The organism is Polynucleobacter sp. HIN6, assembly GCF_030297575.1.
Lineage (GTDB): Bacteria > Pseudomonadota > Gammaproteobacteria > Burkholderiales > Burkholderiaceae > Polynucleobacter.
Map to the genome: position 1 here is coordinate 676,911 of NZ_AP028137.1, position 22,145 is coordinate 699,055.

General features: G+C 46.5%; 26 protein-coding genes. 22 read left to right on the forward strand and 4 right to left on the reverse strand.

Annotation, left to right across the window (positions count from 1 at the left end; genetic code table 11):
- The first annotated feature begins 44 nt into the window (after nucleotides 1-44).
- The 10 genes from QUE66_RS03515 (at nucleotide 45) to QUE66_RS03560 (ending at nucleotide 7,660) form a co-directional block, all read left to right on the forward strand.
- Nucleotides 45-326, forward strand: a complete 282-nt coding sequence (locus QUE66_RS03515; protein WP_286224469.1) for a copper-binding protein — start codon at nucleotides 45-47, stop codon at nucleotides 324-326.
- The gene (locus QUE66_RS03520) at nucleotides 323-967 is read left to right on the forward strand and encodes a hypothetical protein (protein ID WP_286224470.1); all 645 of its coding nucleotides are present in this window, start codon (nucleotides 323-325) and stop codon (nucleotides 965-967) included. The genes QUE66_RS03515 and QUE66_RS03520 overlap by 4 nt, the downstream gene beginning before the upstream one ends.
- A 7-nt stretch (nucleotides 968-974) precedes the next feature.
- Nucleotides 975-1,304 (forward strand): heavy-metal-associated domain-containing protein, encoded by a 330-nt coding sequence (locus QUE66_RS03525; protein WP_286224471.1) that lies wholly within the window; start codon nucleotides 975-977, stop codon nucleotides 1,302-1,304.
- Nucleotides 1,301-1,693: a hypothetical protein gene (locus QUE66_RS03530; RefSeq protein ID WP_286224472.1), complete on the forward strand. Its 393-nt coding sequence runs from the start codon at nucleotides 1,301-1,303 to the stop codon at nucleotides 1,691-1,693. The genes QUE66_RS03525 and QUE66_RS03530 overlap by 4 nt, the downstream gene beginning before the upstream one ends.
- A gap of 193 nt (nucleotides 1,694-1,886) precedes the next feature.
- Complete coding sequence (locus QUE66_RS03535) at nucleotides 1,887-4,664, forward strand: monovalent cation/H+ antiporter subunit A (protein WP_286224473.1); 2,778 nt, start codon at nucleotides 1,887-1,889, stop codon at nucleotides 4,662-4,664.
- Nucleotides 4,665-5,057 carry a Na+/H+ antiporter subunit C gene (locus QUE66_RS03540; RefSeq protein WP_286224474.1) on the forward strand — a complete coding sequence of 131 codons (393 nt, stop codon included), beginning with the start codon at nucleotides 4,665-4,667 and terminating at the stop codon, nucleotides 5,055-5,057.
- Nucleotides 5,054-6,595: a monovalent cation/H+ antiporter subunit D gene (locus QUE66_RS03545; protein WP_286224475.1), complete on the forward strand. Its 1,542-nt coding sequence runs from the start codon at nucleotides 5,054-5,056 to the stop codon at nucleotides 6,593-6,595. Before QUE66_RS03540 ends, QUE66_RS03545 begins: the two co-directional genes overlap by 4 nt.
- Nucleotides 6,592-7,080: a Na+/H+ antiporter subunit E gene (locus QUE66_RS03550; protein WP_286224476.1), complete on the forward strand. Its 489-nt coding sequence runs from the start codon at nucleotides 6,592-6,594 to the stop codon at nucleotides 7,078-7,080. Before QUE66_RS03545 ends, QUE66_RS03550 begins: the two co-directional genes overlap by 4 nt.
- Complete coding sequence (locus QUE66_RS03555; RefSeq protein WP_286224477.1) at nucleotides 7,074-7,343, forward strand: K+/H+ antiporter subunit F; 270 nt, start codon at nucleotides 7,074-7,076, stop codon at nucleotides 7,341-7,343. Before QUE66_RS03550 ends, QUE66_RS03555 begins: the two co-directional genes overlap by 7 nt.
- A gap of 14 nt (nucleotides 7,344-7,357) precedes the next feature.
- Complete coding sequence (locus QUE66_RS03560) at nucleotides 7,358-7,660, forward strand: Na+/H+ antiporter subunit G (protein WP_286224478.1); 303 nt, start codon at nucleotides 7,358-7,360, stop codon at nucleotides 7,658-7,660.
- Here the strand turns inward: QUE66_RS03560 and QUE66_RS03565 are convergent.
- Entirely contained in the window at nucleotides 7,657-8,040 is a 384-nt protein-coding gene (locus QUE66_RS03565; protein WP_286224479.1) for a DUF2784 family protein, read from the reverse strand. The two genes, QUE66_RS03560 and QUE66_RS03565, sit on opposite strands and share 4 nt — an antisense overlap.
- 93 nt (nucleotides 8,041-8,133) lie before the next feature.
- On the opposite strand from QUE66_RS03565, the gene QUE66_RS03570 reads away from it, so the two are divergent.
- From QUE66_RS03570 to egtD, 6 genes are read left to right on the forward strand one after another with little or no spacing between them, the layout of a single operon-like run.
- On the forward strand, nucleotides 8,134-8,514 hold the full coding sequence (locus QUE66_RS03570; protein WP_286224480.1) for a thioredoxin family protein: 381 nt from the start codon (nucleotides 8,134-8,136) through the stop codon (nucleotides 8,512-8,514).
- The gene (locus tag QUE66_RS03575) at nucleotides 8,514-9,242 is read left to right on the forward strand and encodes a cytochrome c biogenesis CcdA family protein (protein ID WP_286224481.1); all 729 of its coding nucleotides are present in this window, start codon (nucleotides 8,514-8,516) and stop codon (nucleotides 9,240-9,242) included. The genes QUE66_RS03570 and QUE66_RS03575 overlap by 1 nt, the downstream gene beginning before the upstream one ends.
- Nucleotides 9,243-9,252: 10 nt before the next feature.
- Nucleotides 9,253-9,840 (forward strand): SRPBCC family protein, encoded by a 588-nt coding sequence (locus tag QUE66_RS03580; protein ID WP_286224482.1) that lies wholly within the window; start codon nucleotides 9,253-9,255, stop codon nucleotides 9,838-9,840.
- On the forward strand, nucleotides 9,837-11,108 hold the full coding sequence (locus QUE66_RS03585; RefSeq protein ID WP_286224483.1) for an ATP-grasp domain-containing protein: 1,272 nt from the start codon (nucleotides 9,837-9,839) through the stop codon (nucleotides 11,106-11,108). Before QUE66_RS03580 ends, QUE66_RS03585 begins: the two co-directional genes overlap by 4 nt.
- 11 nt (nucleotides 11,109-11,119) lie before the next feature.
- A complete protein-coding gene (locus QUE66_RS03590) occupies nucleotides 11,120-12,262 on the forward strand; it encodes an SUMF1/EgtB/PvdO family nonheme iron enzyme (protein WP_286224484.1) in 1,143 nt (380 codons plus the stop codon).
- Between the two features lies 1 nt (nucleotide 12,263).
- Nucleotides 12,264-13,193 carry an L-histidine N(alpha)-methyltransferase gene (egtD, locus tag QUE66_RS03595; RefSeq protein ID WP_286224485.1) on the forward strand — a complete coding sequence of 310 codons (930 nt, stop codon included), beginning with the start codon at nucleotides 12,264-12,266 and terminating at the stop codon, nucleotides 13,191-13,193.
- Here egtD and senB read toward each other — a convergent pair.
- The 3 genes from senB to QUE66_RS03610 all read right to left on the reverse strand — a co-directional run bounded on the left by senB (nucleotide 13,167) and on the right by QUE66_RS03610 (nucleotide 15,752).
- A complete protein-coding gene (gene senB, locus QUE66_RS03600) occupies nucleotides 13,167-14,135 on the reverse strand; it encodes a selenoneine biosynthesis selenosugar synthase SenB (RefSeq protein WP_286224486.1) in 969 nt (322 codons plus the stop codon). The two genes, egtD and senB, sit on opposite strands and share 27 nt — an antisense overlap.
- 2 nt (nucleotides 14,136-14,137) lie before the next feature.
- The gene (locus QUE66_RS03605) at nucleotides 14,138-15,331 is read right to left on the reverse strand and encodes an MFS transporter (RefSeq protein WP_286224487.1); all 1,194 of its coding nucleotides are present in this window, start codon (nucleotides 15,329-15,331) and stop codon (nucleotides 14,138-14,140) included.
- Nucleotides 15,332-15,416: 85 nt separating this feature from the next.
- Entirely contained in the window at nucleotides 15,417-15,752 is a 336-nt protein-coding gene (locus QUE66_RS03610; RefSeq protein ID WP_286224488.1) for a hypothetical protein, read from the reverse strand.
- 154 nt (nucleotides 15,753-15,906) lie between these two features.
- On the opposite strand from QUE66_RS03610, the gene hemP reads away from it, so the two are divergent.
- From hemP to QUE66_RS03640, 6 genes are all read left to right on the forward strand, one after another.
- Nucleotides 15,907-16,080, forward strand: coding sequence for a hemin uptake protein HemP (hemP, locus tag QUE66_RS03615; RefSeq protein ID WP_286224489.1), 174 nt, complete (start codon nucleotides 15,907-15,909; stop codon nucleotides 16,078-16,080).
- A gap of 1 nt (nucleotide 16,081) precedes the next feature.
- Nucleotides 16,082-16,669 (forward strand): energy transducer TonB, encoded by a 588-nt coding sequence (locus tag QUE66_RS03620; RefSeq protein WP_286224490.1) that lies wholly within the window; start codon nucleotides 16,082-16,084, stop codon nucleotides 16,667-16,669.
- 141 nt (nucleotides 16,670-16,810) lie between these two features.
- Nucleotides 16,811-19,114 (forward strand): TonB-dependent hemoglobin/transferrin/lactoferrin family receptor, encoded by a 2,304-nt coding sequence (locus QUE66_RS03625; RefSeq protein WP_286224491.1) that lies wholly within the window; start codon nucleotides 16,811-16,813, stop codon nucleotides 19,112-19,114.
- A 9-nt stretch (nucleotides 19,115-19,123) separates the two neighbouring features.
- The gene (locus QUE66_RS03630; RefSeq protein ID WP_286224492.1) at nucleotides 19,124-20,206 is read left to right on the forward strand and encodes a hemin-degrading factor; all 1,083 of its coding nucleotides are present in this window, start codon (nucleotides 19,124-19,126) and stop codon (nucleotides 20,204-20,206) included.
- A complete protein-coding gene (locus QUE66_RS03635) occupies nucleotides 20,203-21,105 on the forward strand; it encodes a heme/hemin ABC transporter substrate-binding protein (RefSeq protein ID WP_286224493.1) in 903 nt (300 codons plus the stop codon). The genes QUE66_RS03630 and QUE66_RS03635 overlap by 4 nt, the downstream gene beginning before the upstream one ends.
- The gene (locus tag QUE66_RS03640) at nucleotides 21,102-22,145 is read left to right on the forward strand and encodes a FecCD family ABC transporter permease (protein WP_286224494.1); all 1,044 of its coding nucleotides are present in this window, start codon (nucleotides 21,102-21,104) and stop codon (nucleotides 22,143-22,145) included. The genes QUE66_RS03635 and QUE66_RS03640 overlap by 4 nt, the downstream gene beginning before the upstream one ends.

Sequence of the window (22,145 nt, forward strand, 5' to 3'; positions counted from 1 at the left end):
TAAGTCCGCCCAAATTTTGGGCACCTTTTACTTTGGAGAGTTAAATGAAATACCTTTTATTACTAATCGTTAGCATCTTTTCCTTATCGGCTGCTGCAGCCTCAGAGTGGGTTAGGGCAGAAGTCGTTCGTGTGGATACCGCAAAGCAGCGGATCGTTCTTAAGCATGAGCCCATTCCCAGCATCAAAATGCCGGCCATGACTATGCGCTTTGATGTGGCCAAAGATGTTGCGCTGGATTCATATCGGCCAGGAGATCGTGTGCAATTTCAGTTTAGGGAAGCCGGCGGTAGTCTAGATGTCACCGCGTTGGAGAAGCTCAAATGAATCGACTCTCCCAACTCCTATTGCTTGGGATATCTGTGTTGGCTAGTCAGGTAAGTGCTGCCCCTATGGGGTTTAAGAACAGCTGGATGATCATGGGGGACTTCTCGAAGACCTACCAAGAGTTTGCTGTGAACTATGCAGCTACAGCGAACGATGCATTTGGGTTTTCAACCAGCGCGATGCAGACCGATAACTCGGTATCTAAACAGCAAAATGCTGAGGCAGTCTATACCCGTAAGCTAGCGCGCTGGAATATGCCCGAAGCACAAGCCAATATTTGGTTTATTGGCGGGTTGGGTGCTACAACAGGCAATACCTTTGTGGGCACAAAGGCCATGGCTTCCCCAGGTATTCAGGTCGATTATGAAACCACCCGGTTTTATTCCATGGCTTCGGCCCGAGTGTATGCCGCGGAGGGGGCAACTAGCAATATCACGGTTGCACGATTGGGCGCGTCATTCTATGAAGTTGATTATGACGAAGCTCAGCCGTGGTTAATCATTGAAGCACGGCGAATGACCTTTGTCTCAAAGCAGTATGAATTCACCCCGATGTTACGAGTGATTCATAACCGTTATTTCGTAGAAGCAGGTGCCAATTTATCAGGACAGTGGCGCTTTAACTTTATGTACAACTATTAGGAGAATCATGATGAAATCAATTTATTCCATTCTATTTATTGCACTCATGGGTTTGGGGTCTGTAGCACATGCCAGTATGAAGGTGACGGTGAACGGTATGGTGTGCTCCTTCTGTGCCCAAGGAATTGAGAAGAGCATTTCGAAGATGGGTGAAACTAAGGCAGTGTTTGTAGACCTCAAGAATAAGGTCGTCGTCATTGAGCCCAAAGAAGGAAAAACACTCAATGAGAAAGAAATTTCTGCCGAGATTAAAGATGCGGGCTACGATGTGGTGAAGATTGAGACCATTCCGCAAACCGTTGCGCAATTTAGAGCTCAGCAGAAAGAGAAGAAATGAGCATCGATGGTTTACAGGAATCAAAATCGGGATTTATTAGCTCGGTCATTACTTTACTGGCAAGCTCCAGCACGCTCATCTGCTGCGCGATTCCTGCGCTACTGGTTAGTTTGGGTGCTGGGGCTGCGCTGGCCTCATTGGTTGCTGTTTTTCCTCAAATCGTATGGATTAGTGAACATAAAGAAGCTATCTTTGCGATCAGCACTTTGTTAATGGTCCTCGGTGGAATTCTGCAATGGTGGAATCGCAATGCACCTTGTCCCATTGACCCGGTACTCCGAAACGCTTGCCTGAAAACCCGAAAAAATTCTTTGCGGATTTACTGGTTTAGCGTATTTCTGTTATTGGTTGGGGCTTGGTTTGCATTCATCCAACCCTTGATCGGATAGATTGACCCAATTCATTTGATTGATTTGGGTCAATTTTTGAGAAAGACTACTGAATCGTAAGAAAGACCTACAAGGATTCGGTCTTTGTAAGGCCTGATCTTTGTTATCATCCAGGATGGTTTTATCGTAGGTCAGGCATTGATTGCCGGCTTGTGATGCGTGCTTTGATCACCCCAACAGTGACATTTGCTTTATGACCTTATTGACGATTATTTTATTGCCACTGCTTGTTGGAACAACCTTGGCGCTATTGGCTGCTCGCTTTAGTCGAGTGGCCTCTGCTTGGGCCGTGGCGGGGGTGACAGCGACTAGTCTTACACTGCTGCTTAGTTATAGCAGTCGTATCTTTGCTGGTGAAAAGATCATTGCCAAGTATTCTTGGCTTCCAGAGCTTGGTATTGATTTTGCCTTTCGTCTCGATGGACTTGCCTATTTATTTGCTCTTCTGATTCTGTGTATTGGCTTACTGATTATTTTGTACGCCAAATACTATCTAGCAGATACCGATCCGATTGGTAAGTTTTATACCTACCTCATGCTTTTTATGGCAGCGATGTTAGGGATTGTTCTGACCGAGAACATTTTGCTCACGATTGTCTTTTGGGAGCTCACTAGTATTTCATCGTTCTTATTGATTGGGTATTGGAACTTTAAGTCCGAGTCTCGACGTGGGGCTCGCATGGCTTTAACAGTGACCGGTGGTGGAGGCTTAGCAATGCTTGCCGGTTTCTTGTTACTTGGACATGTAGCTGGTACCTATGAGCTATCCGGGATCTTTGCCGCTCGCGAGACCATTCAATCGAGCCCTCTCTATCTACCGATCTTGATCTTAATTTTGTTGGGTGTATTTACAAAATCAGCGCAATTTCCATTCCACTTCTGGTTACCGCAGGCCATGGCAGCCCCAACCCCTGTCTCGGCTTATCTGCACTCGGCTACGATGGTGAAGGCAGGGGTCTTCATGCTGGCCCGTTTATACCCAGCCCTGGGTGGTTCCTACGATTTTGAGATCATTGTTTCTGTGATTGGCTTAACCACGATGGCATTTGCTGCCTATGTGGCTATCTTCAAGCATGATTTAAAAGGGCTCTTGGCATATTCCACGATTAGTCATCTTGGGCTCATTATCTTTTTAATTGGCTTAAGTTCGCCGCTCTCAGCTGCGGCAGCGGTCTTTCATATCATCAACCATGCGACCTTCAAGGCGTCGCTATTCATGGTGGCGGGGATCATTGATCACGAGTGCGGAACGCGCGATATGCGCCGTTTGCGTGGACTCTATAAGTTCATGCCTTACACCGCAACACTGGCGATGGTGGCTGCGGCCTCCATGGCGGGTATCCCGTTATTTAATGGATTCTTATCCAAAGAGATGTTCTTCACAGAGTCCTTAACCCTCTCGCATCTTGGTTGGTTTGGAGTGATTGCACCAATCGTTGTGACCTTCGGTGGGATGTGCAGCGTTGCCTACTCCGCACGCTTTGTGCACAACGTGTTCTTTAATGGCACAGCCAAGGATTTGCCTCATACGCCCCATGAGCCGCCACGTTTCATGAAGATCCCTGTTGAGTTACTAGTGGTTATTTGTATTGCGGTTGGCGTTCTTCCCGCTATCACTGTAGCACCCCTTGTATTTCTGGCTGCTTACGACGTGTTTGGTGGCCCGATTCCTCCCTATACGATTGCGATTTGGCATGGATTTAATACGCCGCTCATGATGAGCATCATCGCTCTATTGGGTGGGGTGGTGATGTTCTGGTTATTACAGAATCGCTTTAATTTGCACTTGCATGCCCCCAAAGAGTTAAACGGTACACGGATTTTTGTGCACTTTATTGAGTCCTTATTGGGAACTGCTCGTTGGATCACTCGGACCATTCAGAATGGTTCTTTGCAACGTTACCTTGCAGTCTTGATTGCTGCGGTTCTCCTAATTGGATTGTGGCCATTCATGCAATACGGTTACACCACTGGTGACGCTTCTCTGACCCCAGCTAATCCAGTGGCTATTGTGATTTGGGCCATTGCCGTCTTGGCTGCGATTGCAACTGCCGTGGTTCATCGTCACCGCTTAACGGCAGTGATCCTAGTTGGGGTGGTGGGTTTGGCAACCGCGCTGACCTTTGCGTATTTCTCGGCACCGGATTTAGCCCTAACGCAGTTATCGGTGGAAGTGGTAAGCACCGCGCTCATGCTAATGGCCTTAGCCTTGATTCCACGAAATGGTCCCAAGGAGTCTAGCTCAAGCCGCAGGACGCGTGACATCGTTTTATCGATTCTGGCGGGTGCTGGTGTATCCGCTTTACTGTGGGCAGTATTAACTCGACCCCATGAATCAATTGCCTGGTATTACTTGGCACAAAGTGTGCCATTGGGCGGTGGTAGCAACGTGGTGAACGTAATCCTGGTCGACTTCCGAGGCTTTGATACCTTTGGCGAGATCATCGTTCTTGGGATTGCGGCAATTGGTGCCTTGAGTTTGATGGATGGATTAAAAATCGAGCGTCAACTGTTACCGGGTTCATTAAATTCCGTGATGCTCTCGGTTGCAGCCCGAACTCTCTTACCCTTTGCGGTACTGGTTAGTGTTTATATCTTCTTGCGTGGCCATAATCTGCCAGGTGGAGGATTCATTGCGGGATTGATTACATCGGTTGCTTTAGTGATGCAGTACATGGCCGGCGGACTAGTTGCAACATCCGCCAAGCTCAAAATGGATTTCCCCAAGTTAATCGGTAGTGGTGTGCTGATTGCCGGAATCACTGGACTCGGAAGCTTTATCTTTGGGGCAGGATTCTTGACGAGCACCTACGGTTACCCGGTCTTGCCCCTCATTGGAAAGATTCCGCTTGCGAGTGCGGCAGCTTTTGACCTAGGGGTCTATCTCACCGTCGTTGGGGCAACCCTGCTAACTATCTCTGCGCTCTCAGGTGCAAGCCAACGGGATTCCAAATTAAAAGGGGGTGCCTAGATGGAACTGCTACTTGCATCCGCCTTAGGCATTGTGACTGCTTGCGCGGTATACCTGATGCTGCGAGGACGAACCTTCTCCGTAGTGCTTGGCTTGTCTCTGCTCGGTTATGCCATCAATCTCTTTATCTTTGCGATGGGTCGTCTCACCAGTGGTAAGCCTCCTGTGATTGATCAAGCAGTATCGTCTTATGCCGATCCGATTCCTCAGGCACTTGTATTAACGGCCATTGTCATTGGTTTTGGAATGACTGGTTTTATTGTGGAACTAGCCTTACGGGCTCGGAACGACACTAAATCCGATCACGTGGATGGTGAGGAGCCGGGTAAAGGCTCAAACTCAGAGTCAGATCAAGATTCAAGTGTTAAGAATAAAGAAGGGCAGGAATCATGAGCCACCTTCTTGTACTACCGATTGTTCTACCCGCACTTACTGCAGCTTTGCTTCTTCTCATGGGACGCCAACTCGCAATTAGTCGTGTGATTAGTTTTATTGCTAGTGCATTATTAGTCCATATCGGAATTCAATTATTTCAGGATGCCAATAGCGGGGTAATTCAGACGTATGTATTAGGTGATTGGGCTGCACCATTTGGCATCGTGCTAGTTCTGGATCGTTTATCAGGATTAATGGTATTGCTGACCTCGATTGTGGCAATTGCTGCACTGTTTTATGCGATGCAGGGCTGGGACCAGCGTGGTAAGTACTTTCATGCCTTGTTTCAGTTTCAATTGATGGGCATCAATGGGGCGTTCTTAACCGGCGACTTATTTAACCTATTCGTTTTCTTTGAAGTCTTATTAATCGCCTCCTATTGCTTGTTGGTTTATGGATTTGGTGAGCGCCGTTTGCGTGCAGCAGTTCACTATGTTGTGATTAACCTGACAGGTTCGGCCTTATTCTTAATTGGTGTCAGCATTCTGTATGGCCTGACTGGCACCTTAAATATGGCTCAGTTGGCAGAGCGGATTGCTAGCTCATCCGCGGACGACATCGCCTTGATTCGTTCAGCTAGTTTATTGCTAATCGCTGTCTTCGGAATTAAAGCAGCGCTATTTCCTTTGTATTTCTGGCTTCCCAATGCCTACTCCAGTGCATCAGCACCGGTAGCTGCCTTATTTGCCATCATGACGAAGATTGGTATCTATGCCATTTTCCGCTTCAATAGTTTGATCTTTAGTGGGTCGGAGGGTGTGACGGCTGATATCACCAGCCCTTGGCTGATGCCTGTGGCCATGTTGACCCTGATTCTTGGGGGATTGGGCGCATTGGCTGCAAAGCGTCTTTTAGAGCTGATTGCTTACTTAACAGTGGCATCCGTTGGCATGATCTTGATGGCCTATTCAATTGGTAATCAAGCATCATTCTCAGGGGCCTTGTTTTATATGGTCCACAGCACCTTAATTTCAGCGACACTCTTTTTGCTAGCAGAGATGATCGGACAGGCGAGGGGATCTATTGAGGAAAAACTTCAAACAGGGCCACTCATGAAGCAGGGAGTTGCCTTGGGAATTGCCGTGCTGATTGCTGGTGCAATTGCAATTGGTCTACCCCTGTCATCTGGCTTCTTAGCAAAGCTAATGATTTTGCAAAGCGCAACACTGAATACACACATGCCGATGATCTGGACAATCATCTTGTTAGCAAGTTTTATTGGCTTAATTGGTTTATCTCGGGCCGGCAGCACCTTGTTCTGGAAAACATCCCATGAATATGCCGCTGACGCACGTTCTCCAGGTTTTGGCCAGTGGTTGCCGATTCTTTTCTTGCTCGGCGCAAGTTTATTGATGGTGGTTTATGCGGCTCCCTTAAAGCAAATAACCGATCAAACAGCTGCGCAAATGAAGGCGCCTCAAACCTACATTGAAGCAGTAATTGGCCAAACTGCCGATCGCGCACCTCGAGCGTTACCACGGGAGTCAAGACCATGAAGCGTTGGTTACCCCACCCAGTTCTATCGATCCTGCTTTTTATTACATGGCTACTTTTATCTGCTGATCTCTCGTTAGCGCATATTGTGTTGGCGGCCATCTTGGCGTGGGCTATTCCTTACGTATGCAGGTCATTTTTAGCGGGGCTGCCCCCCATTAAAAATCCTTTGGCAGCGTTACGTCTTCTTTTTGTGGTGACCTACGATATTGTGGTGGCAAATGTGGTGGTGGCGCGGCTCATATTGGGATCCACTAAAAAACTCAGACCGCTCTTTGTAGAAATGCCAATTGCACTGACCCAGCCTATGTCGATTTCACTGCTGGCAAGCATTATTACTATGACCCCGGGTACGGTATCCGCTGAGCTCACGGATGACAATCATGTCTTAATTATTCATGCTCTTGACTGTGCAGACCCAAGTGCACTGATTGCCGATATTCAGAATCGATACGAAAAACCTCTTATGGAGATTTTTGGATGCTAGATCTTTCCATCAAAATTACCTTGGTTGTCATTGCTCTATCGATGGGTATTACGGTGTATCGCTTAATCAAGGGGCCCGATGCGCCGGATCGTATTTTGGCTTTAGATACCTTATATGTCACTGCAGTAGCACTTTTAATTGTATTGGGTATATATGACGGTAGCCCCATCTATTTTGAGGCCGCACTATTGATTGCATTAATGGGTTTTGTGGGTACGGTTGCGCTATCGCGCTATTTGGCCCGTGGCGATGTGATGGACTAAATCGAGGATAGACCATGCTTGAACTAATCACTTCTGTCTTATTGCTGATCGGCGCCTTCTTTATCTTTGTTGGCTCCTTGGGATTGTTGCGTTTGCCCGATTTCTTTATGCGCTTACATGCACCCACTAAAGCGTCAACCTTGGGGGTGGGCGGAGTTCTGCTCGCATCCATGGCCTATGCTCTAAAAGACGGTTTACTCATTCATGAGTTGATTATTACTTTGTTTGTATTTGTAACCGCTCCAGTGAGTGCTCATCTTTTGGCCCAAGCGGCTTTACGTCTGCGTCTCTACTCGAAAGCAAAGCTACCAGATTAATAATCTGACTGATTGGAAGACCGTGGCGGAATTCGTCGCCATAGATAGATGATCCAGATACTACAGAGTAGGTAGAGCCCCAAGAAAAATGTGGGCGGTAAATTCCAGTAGAGTAATTGGTTGAGCTGATATGTCCAGAATGATTCAGGGGCGGTTGTTTGTCGAAGCTTTGCCTCCAGAATAGTTAAGGGGCAGGTGATGGCAAAAATTGCCTCAATAGCAACAAAGAGCATGAGACCTGCATGAATCTGGCGAAAGCGACGATTGCGAATCCATGACCAAGATAAAAAGAATCCCAGCGGAATCAGCAACAAGCCCAGCGTAATAAAGAGGGCGATTGCAAAATGAAGGGCCAGGACAAGATCTGCAATGAGTGCCATAGGATTATTTTAGGATTAAACAACCTTTGTCATCGATTCGATATAGAATGAATTGATACCCGTTTTGACTTATTTCACTAGGAGCTTTCATTTATGAAATCATTCTTGCAGTTTTTTATTGGATTAGGAGTGTTTGTTACTACCAGTGTATTTGCTGCCGGTCAGCCAATTACAGCGACACAGCTAGCTGAAATTGAAAAGCAAGGCAAGTCAGCGGTGATCTCCGTCCATGCGGATTGGTGTTCCACATGCAAAACGCAAGACAAAATCCTGTCAGAGTTCATGAAAAATCCAGAGTATAAAAATGTTACTTTTTATCAGCTTGAATACGATACTCAGAAAGATCTTTTAAAAACGCTCAAGGTGCGCTCGCAAAGCACAATTATTGTTTTCAAGAATGGCAAAGAAGTTGCACGCGCGACAGGGGATACAAAAGAGTCAGCGCTTGCGAAGTTAACAAAGCAGGCGATTTAATGGATTTTGGGGTTGGGTCATTCCTCTTTGCATTTCTAGCGGGCGTTTTATCGACTCTATCCCCTTGTGTTTTACCTCTAATTCCCATCATTATTGGGGCGGCCACTAATCAGCATCGACTGGGACCACTTGCGTTGGCAGGCGGCTTGACGTTGTCGTTTGCTGTGATTGGTACGGCCCTGGCTAGTCTTGGGTCTTCGATTGGGATTGCTCAGGATGGATTTCGTTTGTTTGCAGCAATCATCATGGGTCTGATTGGTATTGTCTTGATTTCTACACACTTACAAGAGCGTTTTGCGGTTGCCATGTCGGGTATTAGTGGCGTAGGCAACACCTTGTTATCCAAAGTGAGTATTGATGGTTTATTTGGCCAGCTTCTGATTGGTATCTTGCTTGGCTTGGTCTGGACTCCCTGCGTAGGGCCTACTCTTGGTGCAGCCATTACTTTGGCCAGTCAAGGAAAAGATCTTGAGAAAATCGTATTTGTTATGCTGGTCTTTGGTCTCGGAGCGGGCTTACCACTCGCATTGCTCGGTGTTTTATCGAGAAATGCTCTGATGAAAGCCAAGGGAAAGCTTGGTCACGCAGGTAAATTTGGTAAACAATTTCTAGGGGGATTTTTGATCCTCATTAGTGGATTGGTTTTAACCGGATTAGATAAGCCTGTAGAAGCCTTCCTACTAAAGCACTCACCCGCGTGGCTTACAGACTTAACCACGATGTTCTGAACCCAGATTCATGGATGCTGGTTCTGCGATGACGAATAAAACGATTCGCTATTGCCTAGGCTTAATGATGATTGCATGGAGTGGTTTTGGATTAGCCTCAGCTGCTGCGATTTCGGTTGAGATTCGTCAAACTGGGGGTGGATTTGATATTCAGGGGAGTTATATGTCACCCCTAACCCAATGCCAGGCCTATGTGTTGTTAACCGATTTTTCCTCTGATGAGCCATCCGAAGGAATTAAATCTTCAAAAGTCACTCGTCTGTCAGATCAGACTATTCGGGTGGAGCAAATGGTTGAAGATCGGTTTCTATTCTTCACCACTAAATTTGAATCTATCATTGATTACACCGAGTATCCAATGCGCGGTATGGATCTCCGTCAGGTCAAGGGCTACTTCAAAGAATATCGTGGCAGTTGGCGCTTAATCCCCAAAGATGGCGGCACCTTATTTACCTATCAAGCATTTATCCTACCTGAATCATCAATCCCGATGTTTCTGATTGAGCATTTCATGAATAATCGAGTTCAGCAGCGCTTTGAGAAAATGGCAAATCGCGCTAACCGAAAAAAAGATTTCATACCAGAGCGCTGCCAATGAAAAAAATCCTAGTGCTATTTATGAAGGACTGGGATCAACTAGCAATTCGTGCTTATCAAGAGAGCGGTCGATACCAGTTCTATTTTGAAGGCTTTGATTTATTCCAGTTCCCACAAAATGCTCGACTGCTTCATTTTCGGGTTCTTGATTACATTGCTCATCTGGAGCAGAAGTACCGCAAAATTGGACTTGATGGCGTTATCAGCAATCACGAGCAGTATGGCGCCTTAATTGCCGCGGTTCTAGCGGAGCGCTTAGGCCTGCCCGGGAATGATCCACGAGCCATCATCGCCTGCCAGCACAAGTATTACAGCCGTATGATTCAAGAAAAGATTGTTCCTGAGGCGGTCCCGCGTTATGCCCCAATTGCATTTCCCCTAAAAAGGGATCAAATCATCAATTTGCCATACCCATTTTTTGTGAAGCCCATTAAAGCAACATATTCTGTATTGGCAAAGGTCATTCAGCAGCGATCGGAATTAGATGATCTTCTCCATTTTGGCTTTTTTGAGGAGTGGATTATTCGCCGACTTGTAAAACCCTTTGCCGATATCATGCCTCTCTATAGTGACCATACTGCTGATCCAGGTGGGATGCTTGCCGAAGAAATCATGACTGGGGATCAAATCAATATTGATGGCTATTGCTATCATGGCCAAGCATTTTTTCTGGGTGCGATTGATGAAATTATGTATCCGGGCACTAATGCCTTCATGCGTTTTGAATATCCATCGCAGTTACCAATAACAATTCAAGAGCGCGCCAAGATCATCACCAAAAAAGTGCTTGAGGCGATTCATTATCAGCATGGATTTTTTAATATTGAATTCATTTATGACAAAAGTAATGATCAACTAAAAATCATCGAAATTAATCCTCGGATGGCATCTCAGCTGGTTAATTTGTATCATCGGGTAGGTGGGTATAACCCATACGATATTCTCTTTGAACTTGCAGTTGGTGAAGAACCAAGAGTAAGGCAAGAACCGTCTCAATTTCAAGTAGCCGCCAGCTTTATTTTTCGGAAGTTTCGTGAGTCCGCAGCCCAAAGTATTCCGACGTCAGACCAGATCCAACAAGCCCTGGCACCTTATCCAGATGCCAATCTGATGCTCTACTTTAAAAAGGGATCTCAATTAAAGCGTGAGTTGAAATGGCTAGGAAGTTATCGGTATGCCGTTCTCAATCTTGGCGGAATAAATCGTAGTGATCTTTTTGAGCGATGCCAGTCAATCTCTCATACACTACAGTTTGATTATCCATTTTGAGTAAGGATTACATGATGCAATCTGTGATCCCCGATTATTTACGATACACCCCGTACCCCAGTCAAGCAACACTGCTAACTTGGCTTGAAGACACAAACTCTTTGACCAGGCATATCCTGCAAAATCTACATATTGGGCAAGAATCCGTTCCAGAGCAGGAAATTCTGAATCCTCCTCATTGGGAGTTTGGCCATATCAGCTGGTTTCATGAGTTTTGGGTTCATCGACACGGATTAGAGGCTAATCAATCCTGGCTGGCTAATGCAGATGGATTATTCAATTCATCACTGGTATCGCATCATAAGCGCTGGGGGCTTCAGATTCCTGATCTCGACAAACTTTTTGCCTATAACCAAGCGACATTCGAGCGAACCGCTGATCTATTGGGTCGACCTTTAAGTAATGAGCAGCTGTACTTCATTACGCTATCGATTTTTCATCAGGATATGCATAACGAGGCCTTTGCCTATATGTGGCAAACCCTTGGCTATCCCCAGCCCTTCATACCAAGCTATCAAAGCACCAATTCCCAAATTTCAGCATGTGATCTTGCGTTCTCTAGTCAAACTCGACAATTTGGATCCCAGTCAGGAGAAGGCTTTGTATTTGATAACGAAAAGTGGGCCCACCCAATTCAACTTGAGCATTTTTCAATCGCATCCCATCCAGTTACAAATGGTGAATACCTCGAGTTTTTACAATCCCAAGCTGATCAGTCGGAGGCTTGGACTCCTCTTTATTGGAAGCTGGATGGTAGCCAATGGTATGAGCGCTATTTTGATCAATGGCAAATCTTGCAAGAAAATAATCCTGTACGTCATATTCGGTATGATCAAGCTCAGAGGTATTGTGAGTGGCGCCATCGACGACTACCTACGGAACATGAGTTGACGATTTTGTATTCTAGTAACACGAATACTTATCAATCCTCAGGGCTATGGGAATGGAGTAGTAGCGTTTTTCAGCCCTTTCCAGGCTTTTCTGAAGACCCATACCGAGATTATTCGAAGCCATGGTTTGATGGTGTCCATCAAGTCTTGAAGGGTTGGAGTAGTTATACGCCAGAGCGCCTGCGACGGTCGGCGTTTCGTAATTTTTATCAGCCCCAGCGCGCAGACATGTTTTGTGGATTTCGTACCTGTTCAATCGAGTGATATGACATTATCAATTAAGAGCAAACTTTTCCAAGAAATTGTTGATGGCTTACAAGCGAATCCGGCTTCAATTTCCCCAAAGTTTTTTTATGACGAATTAGGATCCAGTCTTTTTCAGGCAATTACTCATCTTGAGGAGTATTACCCAACCCGTGTAGAGCGGGGGATCATGGATTCCAAGCTTGCCGAGATTACAGAAGCGATTGCCGCAGTTGATGTGATTGTGGAGCTAGGGGCCGGTAATTGCGAAAAGGTCAGACCGTTATTGGATACCGTTGCGCCTAAGCAATATCGGGCTTTAGATATTTCAGTGGATTTTCTAGAGGTAGCCTTAGCTGATTTACATCACGATTATCCAGCGATCGATATGCAGGCGATAGCAGCGGATATCACCCAAGAACTTTCATTTCCAGATTTACAAGACCGGCGAATATTGTTCTTCTATCCCGGCTCATCGATTGGGAACTTTAATCCCCCAGAGGCCTTCCGTCTTTTTTTAAATCTAGCTAGGGAGTGTCATGGAAGCGGCGGTTTACTGATTGGGGTTGATTTAGTTAAAGACATTCACATATTAGAGCGAGCTTACAACGATACTCTAGGCGTGACTGCGGCATTTAATTTGAACGTACTGCGACACCTTAATCATCTGATCGGAAGTAATTTTTCCATTCCGGATTGGGAGCATTATGCGTTCTTTAATCAGACCCTTGATCGCATTGAGATGCATCTTCGAGCCAAATCGGATCTGTTAGTAAGCTGGCCTAGTGGTGCTCGCATGTTCCACGCAGGTGAAATGATTCATACTGAAAATAGCTATAAATACTCTAAACCTACTTTTCTAGAAATGCTCCAGAAGGCTGGTTTTGCTCAAGTGACTGCCTGGACTGATCCAGAGTCCAATTTCTTAGTATGTTTTGCTGGATTTAAGTAGGCGGGTTACGAGTTTTAGTATAGAGGACCGTTCATGACTAGGTTGGACAAACTTTTGTAATTTCTTCACTTGCTCTTGAAGTTTTTTGTAGAAGAATTGATCTGTTTCTGCACGGAGCAAAAGTCTGCCTAGGGCTTTTTCATTACCAACCGGAAAATATCCCAAATAATCTTTTCCTAGCAGCCCATAATTGCCTGGTATTTTTGAGGCGAGTACCGGAACACCCGTCGCAATTGCCTCAGAAACCACATGAGCGCCACCTTCCATGCGACTAGAGATAACCATGACGTGACATCGCGCCAGGGTTCTTAGTGTTGTCTGATGACTCACCTTGCCTTGCCAGGTATAGCGACCATATTGTTTGGTGGCTTGTAATGCGGATATTTCCATTTCCCTACTCATGGCCATTCCCAAGTGTTGAACAGTAATTTGACTATCGTCATGTAAGTGGGGAAGTGCACGTACGATACAAAAGGGATCTTTCTCAGGGCGAAGGTGCCCAATCACACATATCCTGAATTGATCCTTAGGCTTCTGCTGTTTAGGTATCCGAGGTACCGACTGATGAATAACCGTTACCTTATGATGCCATTTTGCGGGAATGATTCGTAATGCCTCTGTTTGTAAAACTACCAATGCATCAGCTAATGCCATCGATTCATGAACTTCAGGGTGGTTTGCAATATCCCGGTACAGATCGGTGCCTGTCAGAATCAGAATTAAAGGACGATTAGGGTGTGCTAACTTAAATGCATCAATTGACGCATGACTTCGGAAGGCATGCAAGGCAATCAAGAGGTCGGCATCTTTTCCAGACCAGGATTCGGTGATGGGAGCGCGGTAGCCAAGGTATCTTAAAAAACCTTGCCATCGTTTGGCGGTCACACGATTACCGTGTAGGCTCCCTGGAGGGGCTGGAGTGACGATTTCGATACGACGCATATTCAAGAACTATTCTTTGAAATGCGATTCAGAAAAATGACCCCCAATACAGGACCCGGTAGTAATAGCCACGTAATGTAGTGATCCATGATGGGTAACACCAGGGTGCTGATTTGAATCGAGATCATCGTTATTGTGAAGCCAATCGCATTTTGAATCGTCAGTGCAGTGCCGACAATTTCGGGTGGGCAGGCTTGGGCTGATAGAGCCGAGAACTGTGGTGAGTCAGCCACGACACTCATGCCCCAAATAAGCCAAAACAGAATTTGTGCCCATAGCGGCAATCCAGTAATCCATGGATACAGTAGACAGCAGAGACCGGACAGTGCTAGGGCGGTTGAGGCAACCTTTATGCCGCCCATCGATTTGCTAAGCTGTCCTCCAAGGAAACAGCCAAGTGCTCCAACACCGATCACCGAAAATGCCAACCCAGATAAATCCAAAGGATTTTGAATGGGATACGTACTTGCAATCAGAAACGGCACCAGTGCCCAGAAGGCATAGAGCTCCCACATATGACCAAAATATCCCAATGCAGATCGACGATATTCGGGGATTGCAAAGAGCTGACGAAAGCCGCTTAGCTTCACCCGTGAGGCGCTGCCTAATTTCAGGTGGGGGCCGTCGCCAAGCCAAAAAATAATTCCCATTGCAATGACTGCCAGGAGTGAGGAGAACAGAATCACCTCTTGCCAAGGCCAATCCACACCGAAGTAGCGTGTGGCATGCGGGATGGCCGTTCCCAGCGTTAGCATGCCAACCAGCTGGGCTATGCGTGATGATGCCTTTTGGGGATCCCAGGTCATGATGAGTTTCATGCCAATGGGGTAGATGCCTGCTAAACAAATCCCAACCAAGAAACGCAGTACAGAACCTATCCAGATGCTATCAGCTAATACCGCAAATGCGGTATTAAACAATGCCCCAAGCAGGGCACAAGCAGCAAAAAGATGGCTCGGCTTAAACCGATCTGCGATTCCACTGAGGGCGAATACTAAGGTGCCAGCTACAAATCCAAATTGCACAGCATTGGTTAGTATGCCGATGCCTGCAAGATTTATATTCCATGAATCAATCAAATTATCGGCCACCCCATTAATGGAGAACCACAAAGAAGTTCCCATTAGCTCGGCAATCACAATCAATAGTGAGGCTAAATTGGGACTAATCGATCGAGAGGGTTTCGTAATATTCACTTGAGGTAAAAAATTAGGGGTAGCCGAGGCTACCCCTATTATGGTACCGCTTAAATCCTAATACAAAATATCTAGAGCATACAACTCATACTAGACTGGCATCTGAATAAAGCGGGGCGTTGCGTATTTGCATTGTATGGATACAGAATAAATTATCCGATTGTGAATCTGGTCCGCTGTCTTTATGAGTACGATCTAGTTGATATTGTTCTTCTATGCTGTCGAGCATTTCCTCAATTTGGGCTTTTAAGGTTAGAGGTATCTCTGGGCAGTGATTTAGAGCCCTCAAGGTAATAGTAGTTTGTTTGGCTAGCACAGAGCATTGTGTTCTAGAAAGTTCCATGACCTTTGCTAAGGCGCCCATAAGTAAAACAGTATGCTGAGTATTCATCATCGTATCCTTATTGATAATCATTCTCATTTATAGTATCATACGAATACATACAAAGGAACGCAAGGATGATTAAAAAAAATAGTATTCAGCCAAAAGATCGGGCTATTTTAGCCATGGGTCTACTGACAATTACCGGAAGCATTCTCTTATGGATTGTGATCTAGTCTGAATAGATCTTGGTATGACTCAAGCAGAAGAAACATCAAAGCCATCGGCACCTATATCAAGAAATGACATGCGGGTATACCGCAGTGAAGAGCTATTTTGCTCGGAAAGCGCGATTCAAATTAATCATCATGGTGCGATCTACACCTTACGAATTACTCAATTAGGTAAATTGATCTTAACCAAGTGATATGAATTCAGGACAGTTGCTGCGTTCGTCTTCATTCAAAATTACTCTAGCGGTTTGCATGGGACATGCCATGCTAATTGGATGGATGATGACTGCCATAGCTAATCATCAGCCTGAGTCGCCTACCATCCTTTATGGGCACTTGGTTGAGCGCGAGTCGAATACGATTCAAAAAACAGTAATTTCGCCAATTCATGCAAAGCAAGATCCCATTAATCAAGCGAGTACACCGACTATTGAGAGTAGCCAGGGGATCATAACCAGTCAACAGCCAGATAGCAGACACTCGAACGTGTCATCTGCACCCATATCCTTGCCATCCGCTGCTGACCCTAGGTTCAATAACCCAAAGCCGCCGTATCCGATCGCTAGTCGAGAAAACGGGGAGGAGGGCAGGGTATGGCTTTCACTATGCGTATCTGAGGATGGTGCTATCAGCCGCTTGCAATTAGCTCAATCGTCTGGTCATCCGGCGCTCGATCGTTCGGCCTTGAATACGGTGACTCACTGGAAATTTCATCCGGCTCGCCAAAATGGTGCCGCCATTCCTTACTGTTATCGATTGCCTATCATCTTTGTATTGACTTAATTTCCATATACGTAATATTGTCAGTATCACTTGACAATGAGAATCATTCTCATTAATATAGCCATTCGTTTTAACCAAAAAACGATTATGTAAACGTCACAGCCCGCCGTCGCTAGCTAGTGTCATCAAATTCTAGCGAGCATGAATCTAAGAAAATACCCATTTGCGGCTATTGCAGCCATCACCATGGCGGGTATTGCCATGAGTGCCCATAGTCAGACAGTGACCACCGAAGATGGAAGACCTATTGAACAGTCCCGTGGTGAGCGGGTCGAGGTGGATGTCATTCTGAAAGAGGTTACCGTGACATCGACTCGGTCCCCTCGGAAGGTGGATAGCGTACCCAATGTCGTCACCGTAACAACTGCCGAAGAAATTCAAGAAAAGGGCGACCGAAACATCAAAGACCTATTTAATAACTCGGTCGATGTTACGGTTCCCCAGCAAACTCAACGATTTAGTCTGGCGATTGGAGCCCAGGGCCGGGCAGGAAATGAGAGTATCAATATTCGTGGTCTGCAGGGCAATAATGTTTTACTGCTTGTGGATGGGATTCGGGTACCCAATGCGTTCTCGTTTGGGGCCCTATCGGTCGGGCGAGGAAACTTTCTGGATGTTGATGGGTTTCGTCGAGTCGAAGTAGTGCGCGGCCCATCGTCAACTCAGTATGGTAGCGATGGGCTTTCTGGGATTGTGAACTTTCAGACCTTTAATCCAAGTGATTTCATCAAAAAGGGTGAGACTCACGGCGGATTTGCTCGTACTGGTTACTCGAGCGTCGATAAATCTTCGAATACGACGTTTGGCTATGCTGGTATTCAAGATCACTTGCAAGGGATGGTCCTTGGAAACTTTCAAGCCGGCCACCAATATCAAAATCGAGGATCCAATAACTCAACCGGTATCACCAGAACAGCGCCCAATCCAGCGGATTACAGCAATTGGTATGTTCTGACTAAGGGATTTGCCCAAATCGATCGCAACCAAAAACTGGGCATTACCTATGAGTCTCAAAACGTCACGCAAAACGTGAATAACTTATCGGATTTGGGAACTGGCGGAGGCTGGATTTCGTTTGGTGGCCCGGGTGGATTTACCTATAACAATGTCGTGACATCCACCAGCCAAGATAAGACCACTCGCAATCGCGTATCGGGCGAATATGACTTTAAGGACAGTGGGGCGCTGTATGTTCAAAAAGCCAATGTCATGGTGTATTACCAAGATGCAGACGTCACTCAAAATGCCTACCAGCAGCAAGTTGGCAATTCACGTCTCTCATCATGGCGCAGCCGTAATAACTCCTATGGCCAAGATACCTACGGTATTAATACCACTCTGGAGACTAATACTACCCATCTGGTGAATCAGCGACTGACCTATGGGTTTGATTGGAGTTCTTCACGCATCTCGAGTCAACTCAATGCTGCGGGTAATGGAAGCTCAATTACACCCGCACCCAAATCAACTTACAACTTAGGCGGCGCGTTTTTGCAAAGTGAAATAGAGTTCAATCAAGTGAGTGTGATTCCAGCACTTCGCTATGATAGTTACTCGATTACACCAGTCACTGGTTCATTGCCATCGAACTCCGGATCAGCAGTATCCCCTCGAATTGGGGCTATTTGGAATATAGCTCGCGAGTTTCGTCCGTTTGCAAACTGGGGAACTGGATTTACTGCACCCACACCGGATCAAACGCTATCTTATTTTGCGGGTAGCGGATATACCAACATCCCAAATCCCAATCTAAAACCGCAAACTGGCAATGGCTTTGAGGTCGGTGCTCGCGGTCAGCTTCAGCAGTTTCGTTATCAGGCATCGGGGTATGCAAACTATTACAAAGACTTTATCTCTCAGGTTAATTACTTAGGTTCGTATAACGGTAGTGCACCTCAGACCTTGTATCAATTTCAGAACTTATCCAACGTCAATATTTGGGGATGGGATGTTCGAACGGATTGGGCGTTTGCTCAGGGTTGGCAGGCGAATGCAGCAGTGGCCTATAGCTATGGTGAGCAAACCCAAAATGGGATTTCAGCACCGCTAAATTCGATTCAACCTTTGCGCGCCATTGCAGGATTGCGGTATGACGCTAGTACTTGGGGAGCGTTTGCCAATGTTATTTGGAATCAGGGTAAATCTGCCGATCGTGTGAACTTTAATAATGCTACTGGTGGTACAACCAATCAATTTTTGTCGCCCACATCGACCGTTTTAAATCTGACAGGCTACTGGAAGCCCCTTAAAAAACTCACGATTAATACCAATCTCAATAATGTCTTTAACACCACCTATTGGAACTGGTCTGATGTACAGGGCTCAGTCTTAACTCAAAACCGAGCATCGGCTGGCGGATTTTCGGGGTACAACGCCCAAGCTGCTCAACAATCCGCCACGGCAGCGCCGCGGAACTGGCAAATCTCAGCTCGGTATGACTTTTAAGGAGGCATCATGAAACCGACTATTCATCGTATTCGTCAATCGTTTATCACCTTGCGCAAAGAGGGACGCTTACGGCATCGAGAAATTGCTGAGAAGCTGACTATTTCTGAGGGAGAGTTGATTGCCGCTCACGTTGGACTTGGTGCTACGGCAGCTAAAGGCTTAAGAGCAATTCGTCTGGATGCTAATTGGCCTGCGCTGATAGCCTCGATTGAGTCGATTGGGGAGGTCATGGCTCTCACCCGTAACGAAGCCTGCGTCCATGAAAAAATTGGTCAATACCGTCACGTGAGTCAGGAGGGGTCGGTAGGTCTAGTCGTGGGTGAGATTGACTTGCGGATCTTTTATCAACATTGGTTTGCTGGGTTTGCAGTCATTGAGAGTAGTTCTCAGGGGGAGCGGCGTAGCTTGCAATTCTTTGATGCGCAGGGACAGGCGATTCATAAGGTTCATCTGAAGCCACAGAGTGATGTGTCAGAATTTGACGCAATCGTTTCATTGTTTGCGACCCCTCAACAAGAGCCTGGTCTTGAGGTATCAAAGCTCAAGGCAAAGCCAACCCCAGCTCCAGATACAGAGATCGATCGCGCCGGATTCTGGCAGGCATGGAGAGATCTCAAGGATACCCATGATTTTTATCCGCTCTTACGAAAATACACACTCACACGTACTCAGGCACTTCGTTTGGCAGAGCCAGAGTTTGTTCGGGAGCTTTCTAAAGACTGCCTACGATCAATGTTGCAGGGTGCAGCACAGACTAAAACCCCCATCATGGTTTTTGTTGGCAATCCTGGAATGATTCAGATTCATTCGGGACCCATTGATCGGATCATTGAGCAAGGGTCTTGGATCAATGTGATGGATCCCCGCTTTAATTTGCACCTTCGTCAGGATCTGATTGAGCGTGCCTGGATTGTTCGTAAGCCAACTGTCGATGGCATTGTTACCTCCATTGAGTTTTTTGATCAGAGCGGTGAGGCCATTGCAATGTTTTTTGGAGAGCGCAAGCCCGGTAAAGCTGAACTTGCATCCTGGCGAGATCTGGTAACCCAGATTGAGGGTGAACATGGATTAATGGAGGTCTGCCAATGAATGATCTTAGTCATACAGGGCGCCGTCGTTTTCTGTGCGCAATGGCAGCCATCCAGATGGCATGGCTTGGGAAGCCGGCTTGGGCAGAGCGAACTCAAGCTACCCTAGGTCGCCAACGTCTAATTTGCATTGGATCGGCAGTTACAGAAATTGTGTATGCACTAAATGCTAGTAATTTGATTGTGGGAGTTGATACGACCTCGATTTATCCGGATGCCGCACGCACGTTACCCAGTGTTGGCTATTCAAGAACCTTATCGGCAGAGGGCGTTTTATCGCTATCCCCAACCCAAATCTTATGTACCGAGGATGCCGGACCTCCGGTAGTTATTCGCCAGATTCAAGATGCCGGGATTCCGATACGGCTTTTGCCCGCTCATCACACCTTTTACGGTGTCTGTGATCGTGTGATTGCGATTGGTCAAACAATCCATCGGCAAGCTCAAGCGGATCAATTGAAGTTCCAGTTGGAGCAGCAGTGGATCACTTTGGAGCGCGAGTTGAAAGCAAAACCCTTTGTAAATCCTGCCCCACGGGTGCTTTACATTCATTCCATGAATCCATCCCAGGTCATGGTCTCAGGTCAAGATACGAATGCCAATGCCATGATCACTTACGCTGGCTTACGAAATGCACTCTATGGATTCAAAGGCTATAAACCGCTGACCCCAGAGGCTGTTATTGCAGCCAATCCCGATTTAATTCTGGTCACAGATCAAGGACTGCAAGCGATTGGCGGACGTAGTCAGCTTGCGCACCTGCCCGGTATGGAAAGAACGAAAGCGATTATTCGTCAGAAGATTATTTCAATGGATGCCGTTTATTTATTGGGATTTGGTCCACGAATGCCGGATGCAGTTTTAACGCTTCATCGTCAGGCACGCACCTTGTTGGGATGAGACAGGTTGTCAGTCCGCTTGACTACTCAGCCTGGGGTGCAAGGCTTGGGTTAATTCTTTTGGGGTTAATTGCATTTCTAATCGCAGTGAACTTAGGTGCTGTGGATATTCATGGTTTGGACTGGTTGCAAGTTTTTAATCCACAGAATGGTTATGAGGGTGCCAGTTATGTGCTTTGGAACATTCGGATTCCGCGCGCCTTATTGGCCATTACGGTTGGAGCAGCACTGGGCGTTGCAGGCGCTCTCGCACAAAGCTTATTTCGTAACCCCTTAGCTGACCCTGGCCTATTGGGAGTTTCTGCGGGTGCCAGTTGCAGTGTGGCTATTGGGATTGTGATGTTGGATGGCTTTCGTTTTATCTCCCCGGAGGAGCTGCGGGTCTGGGCTATCCCAGTTTTTGCATTCTTGGGTGCTATAGCGGTTTGTTTCTGCCTTGATTATGTCGCCCGTGTTATATCTCCAGGGTCGATTGCTGGTCTGCTATTAACCGGCATTGCATTGAATGCCCTAGCGGGTGCAGTGATCGGTCTATGTACCTATTTAGCCAGCGATGAACAATTGCGCAGCTTTACCTTTTGGACCCTTGGGTCTCTCGCAAGCGCACGCTGGATGATGGTCGGGGTGTTGGTTGGAGCCATAGTTATCGGATGGGTCTGGATTCGAACTCTTTTACAGGATCTCAATGCCTTGACATTGGGTGAGAACATTGCCAATCATCTCGGGGTAGATGTTTCACACCTACGAACCAAGGTCATCGTTTTGGTTGCCACTCTTTCTGGATTAGCTGTTGCATGGTGCGGCATGATTGGCTTTATTGGTTTAATGGCACCCAACCTTGTGCGTATTTGCTTGGGGTCTGATCAAAAGAGGGTAGTTCCCTATTCCGCAGGGGTGGGGGCTATTCTGCTACTCATTGCCGACACAATTGCCAGAACCATTGCAATCCCTGCAGAGGTGCCAGTCGGTATTTTCACTGCCCTGTTAGGCGGCCCATTATTTTTGATCTTATTACGGCAATATCGATCAAGGCTTGATTGA

Bases quoted from the DNA above. Each gene is read 5' to 3' on its own strand.
- QUE66_RS03560 (WP_286224478.1), top strand. From the start codon at position 7,358: ATGCTTGAACTAATCACTTCTGTCTTATTGCTGATCGGCGCCTTCTTT.
- QUE66_RS03545 (WP_286224475.1), top strand. From the start codon at position 5,054: ATGAGCCACCTTCTTGTACTACCGATTGTTCTACCCGCACTTACTGCA.
- QUE66_RS03515 (WP_286224469.1), top strand. From the start codon at position 45: ATGAAATACCTTTTATTACTAATCGTTAGCATCTTTTCCTTATCGGCT.
- QUE66_RS03550 (WP_286224476.1), top strand. From the start codon at position 6,592: ATGAAGCGTTGGTTACCCCACCCAGTTCTATCGATCCTGCTTTTTATT.
- QUE66_RS03535 (WP_286224473.1), top strand. From the start codon at position 1,887: ATGACCTTATTGACGATTATTTTATTGCCACTGCTTGTTGGAACAACC.
- QUE66_RS03565 (WP_286224479.1), bottom strand. From the start codon at position 8,040: ATGGCACTCATTGCAGATCTTGTCCTGGCCCTTCATTTTGCAATCGCC.
- QUE66_RS03640 (WP_286224494.1), top strand. From the start codon at position 21,102: ATGAGACAGGTTGTCAGTCCGCTTGACTACTCAGCCTGGGGTGCAAGG.
- QUE66_RS03580 (WP_286224482.1), top strand. From the start codon at position 9,253: ATGGATGCTGGTTCTGCGATGACGAATAAAACGATTCGCTATTGCCTA.
- QUE66_RS03540 (WP_286224474.1), top strand. From the start codon at position 4,665: ATGGAACTGCTACTTGCATCCGCCTTAGGCATTGTGACTGCTTGCGCG.
- senB (WP_286224486.1), bottom strand. From the start codon at position 14,135: ATGCGTCGTATCGAAATCGTCACTCCAGCCCCTCCAGGGAGCCTACAC.
- QUE66_RS03625 (WP_286224491.1), top strand. From the start codon at position 16,811: ATGAATCTAAGAAAATACCCATTTGCGGCTATTGCAGCCATCACCATG.
- egtD (WP_286224485.1), top strand. From the start codon at position 12,264: ATGACATTATCAATTAAGAGCAAACTTTTCCAAGAAATTGTTGATGGC.
- QUE66_RS03590 (WP_286224484.1), top strand. From the start codon at position 11,120: ATGATGCAATCTGTGATCCCCGATTATTTACGATACACCCCGTACCCC.
- QUE66_RS03525 (WP_286224471.1), top strand. From the start codon at position 975: ATGATGAAATCAATTTATTCCATTCTATTTATTGCACTCATGGGTTTG.
- QUE66_RS03635 (WP_286224493.1), top strand. From the start codon at position 20,203: ATGAATGATCTTAGTCATACAGGGCGCCGTCGTTTTCTGTGCGCAATG.
- QUE66_RS03555 (WP_286224477.1), top strand. From the start codon at position 7,074: ATGCTAGATCTTTCCATCAAAATTACCTTGGTTGTCATTGCTCTATCG.
- QUE66_RS03620 (WP_286224490.1), top strand. From the start codon at position 16,082: ATGAATTCAGGACAGTTGCTGCGTTCGTCTTCATTCAAAATTACTCTA.
- QUE66_RS03630 (WP_286224492.1), top strand. From the start codon at position 19,124: ATGAAACCGACTATTCATCGTATTCGTCAATCGTTTATCACCTTGCGC.
- QUE66_RS03575 (WP_286224481.1), top strand. From the start codon at position 8,514: ATGGATTTTGGGGTTGGGTCATTCCTCTTTGCATTTCTAGCGGGCGTT.
- QUE66_RS03570 (WP_286224480.1), top strand. From the start codon at position 8,134: ATGAAATCATTCTTGCAGTTTTTTATTGGATTAGGAGTGTTTGTTACT.
- QUE66_RS03520 (WP_286224470.1), top strand. From the start codon at position 323: ATGAATCGACTCTCCCAACTCCTATTGCTTGGGATATCTGTGTTGGCT.
- QUE66_RS03610 (WP_286224488.1), bottom strand. From the start codon at position 15,752: ATGAGAATGATTATCAATAAGGATACGATGATGAATACTCAGCATACT.
- QUE66_RS03530 (WP_286224472.1), top strand. From the start codon at position 1,301: ATGAGCATCGATGGTTTACAGGAATCAAAATCGGGATTTATTAGCTCG.
- hemP (WP_286224489.1), top strand. From the start codon at position 15,907: ATGACTCAAGCAGAAGAAACATCAAAGCCATCGGCACCTATATCAAGA.
- QUE66_RS03585 (WP_286224483.1), top strand. From the start codon at position 9,837: ATGAAAAAAATCCTAGTGCTATTTATGAAGGACTGGGATCAACTAGCA.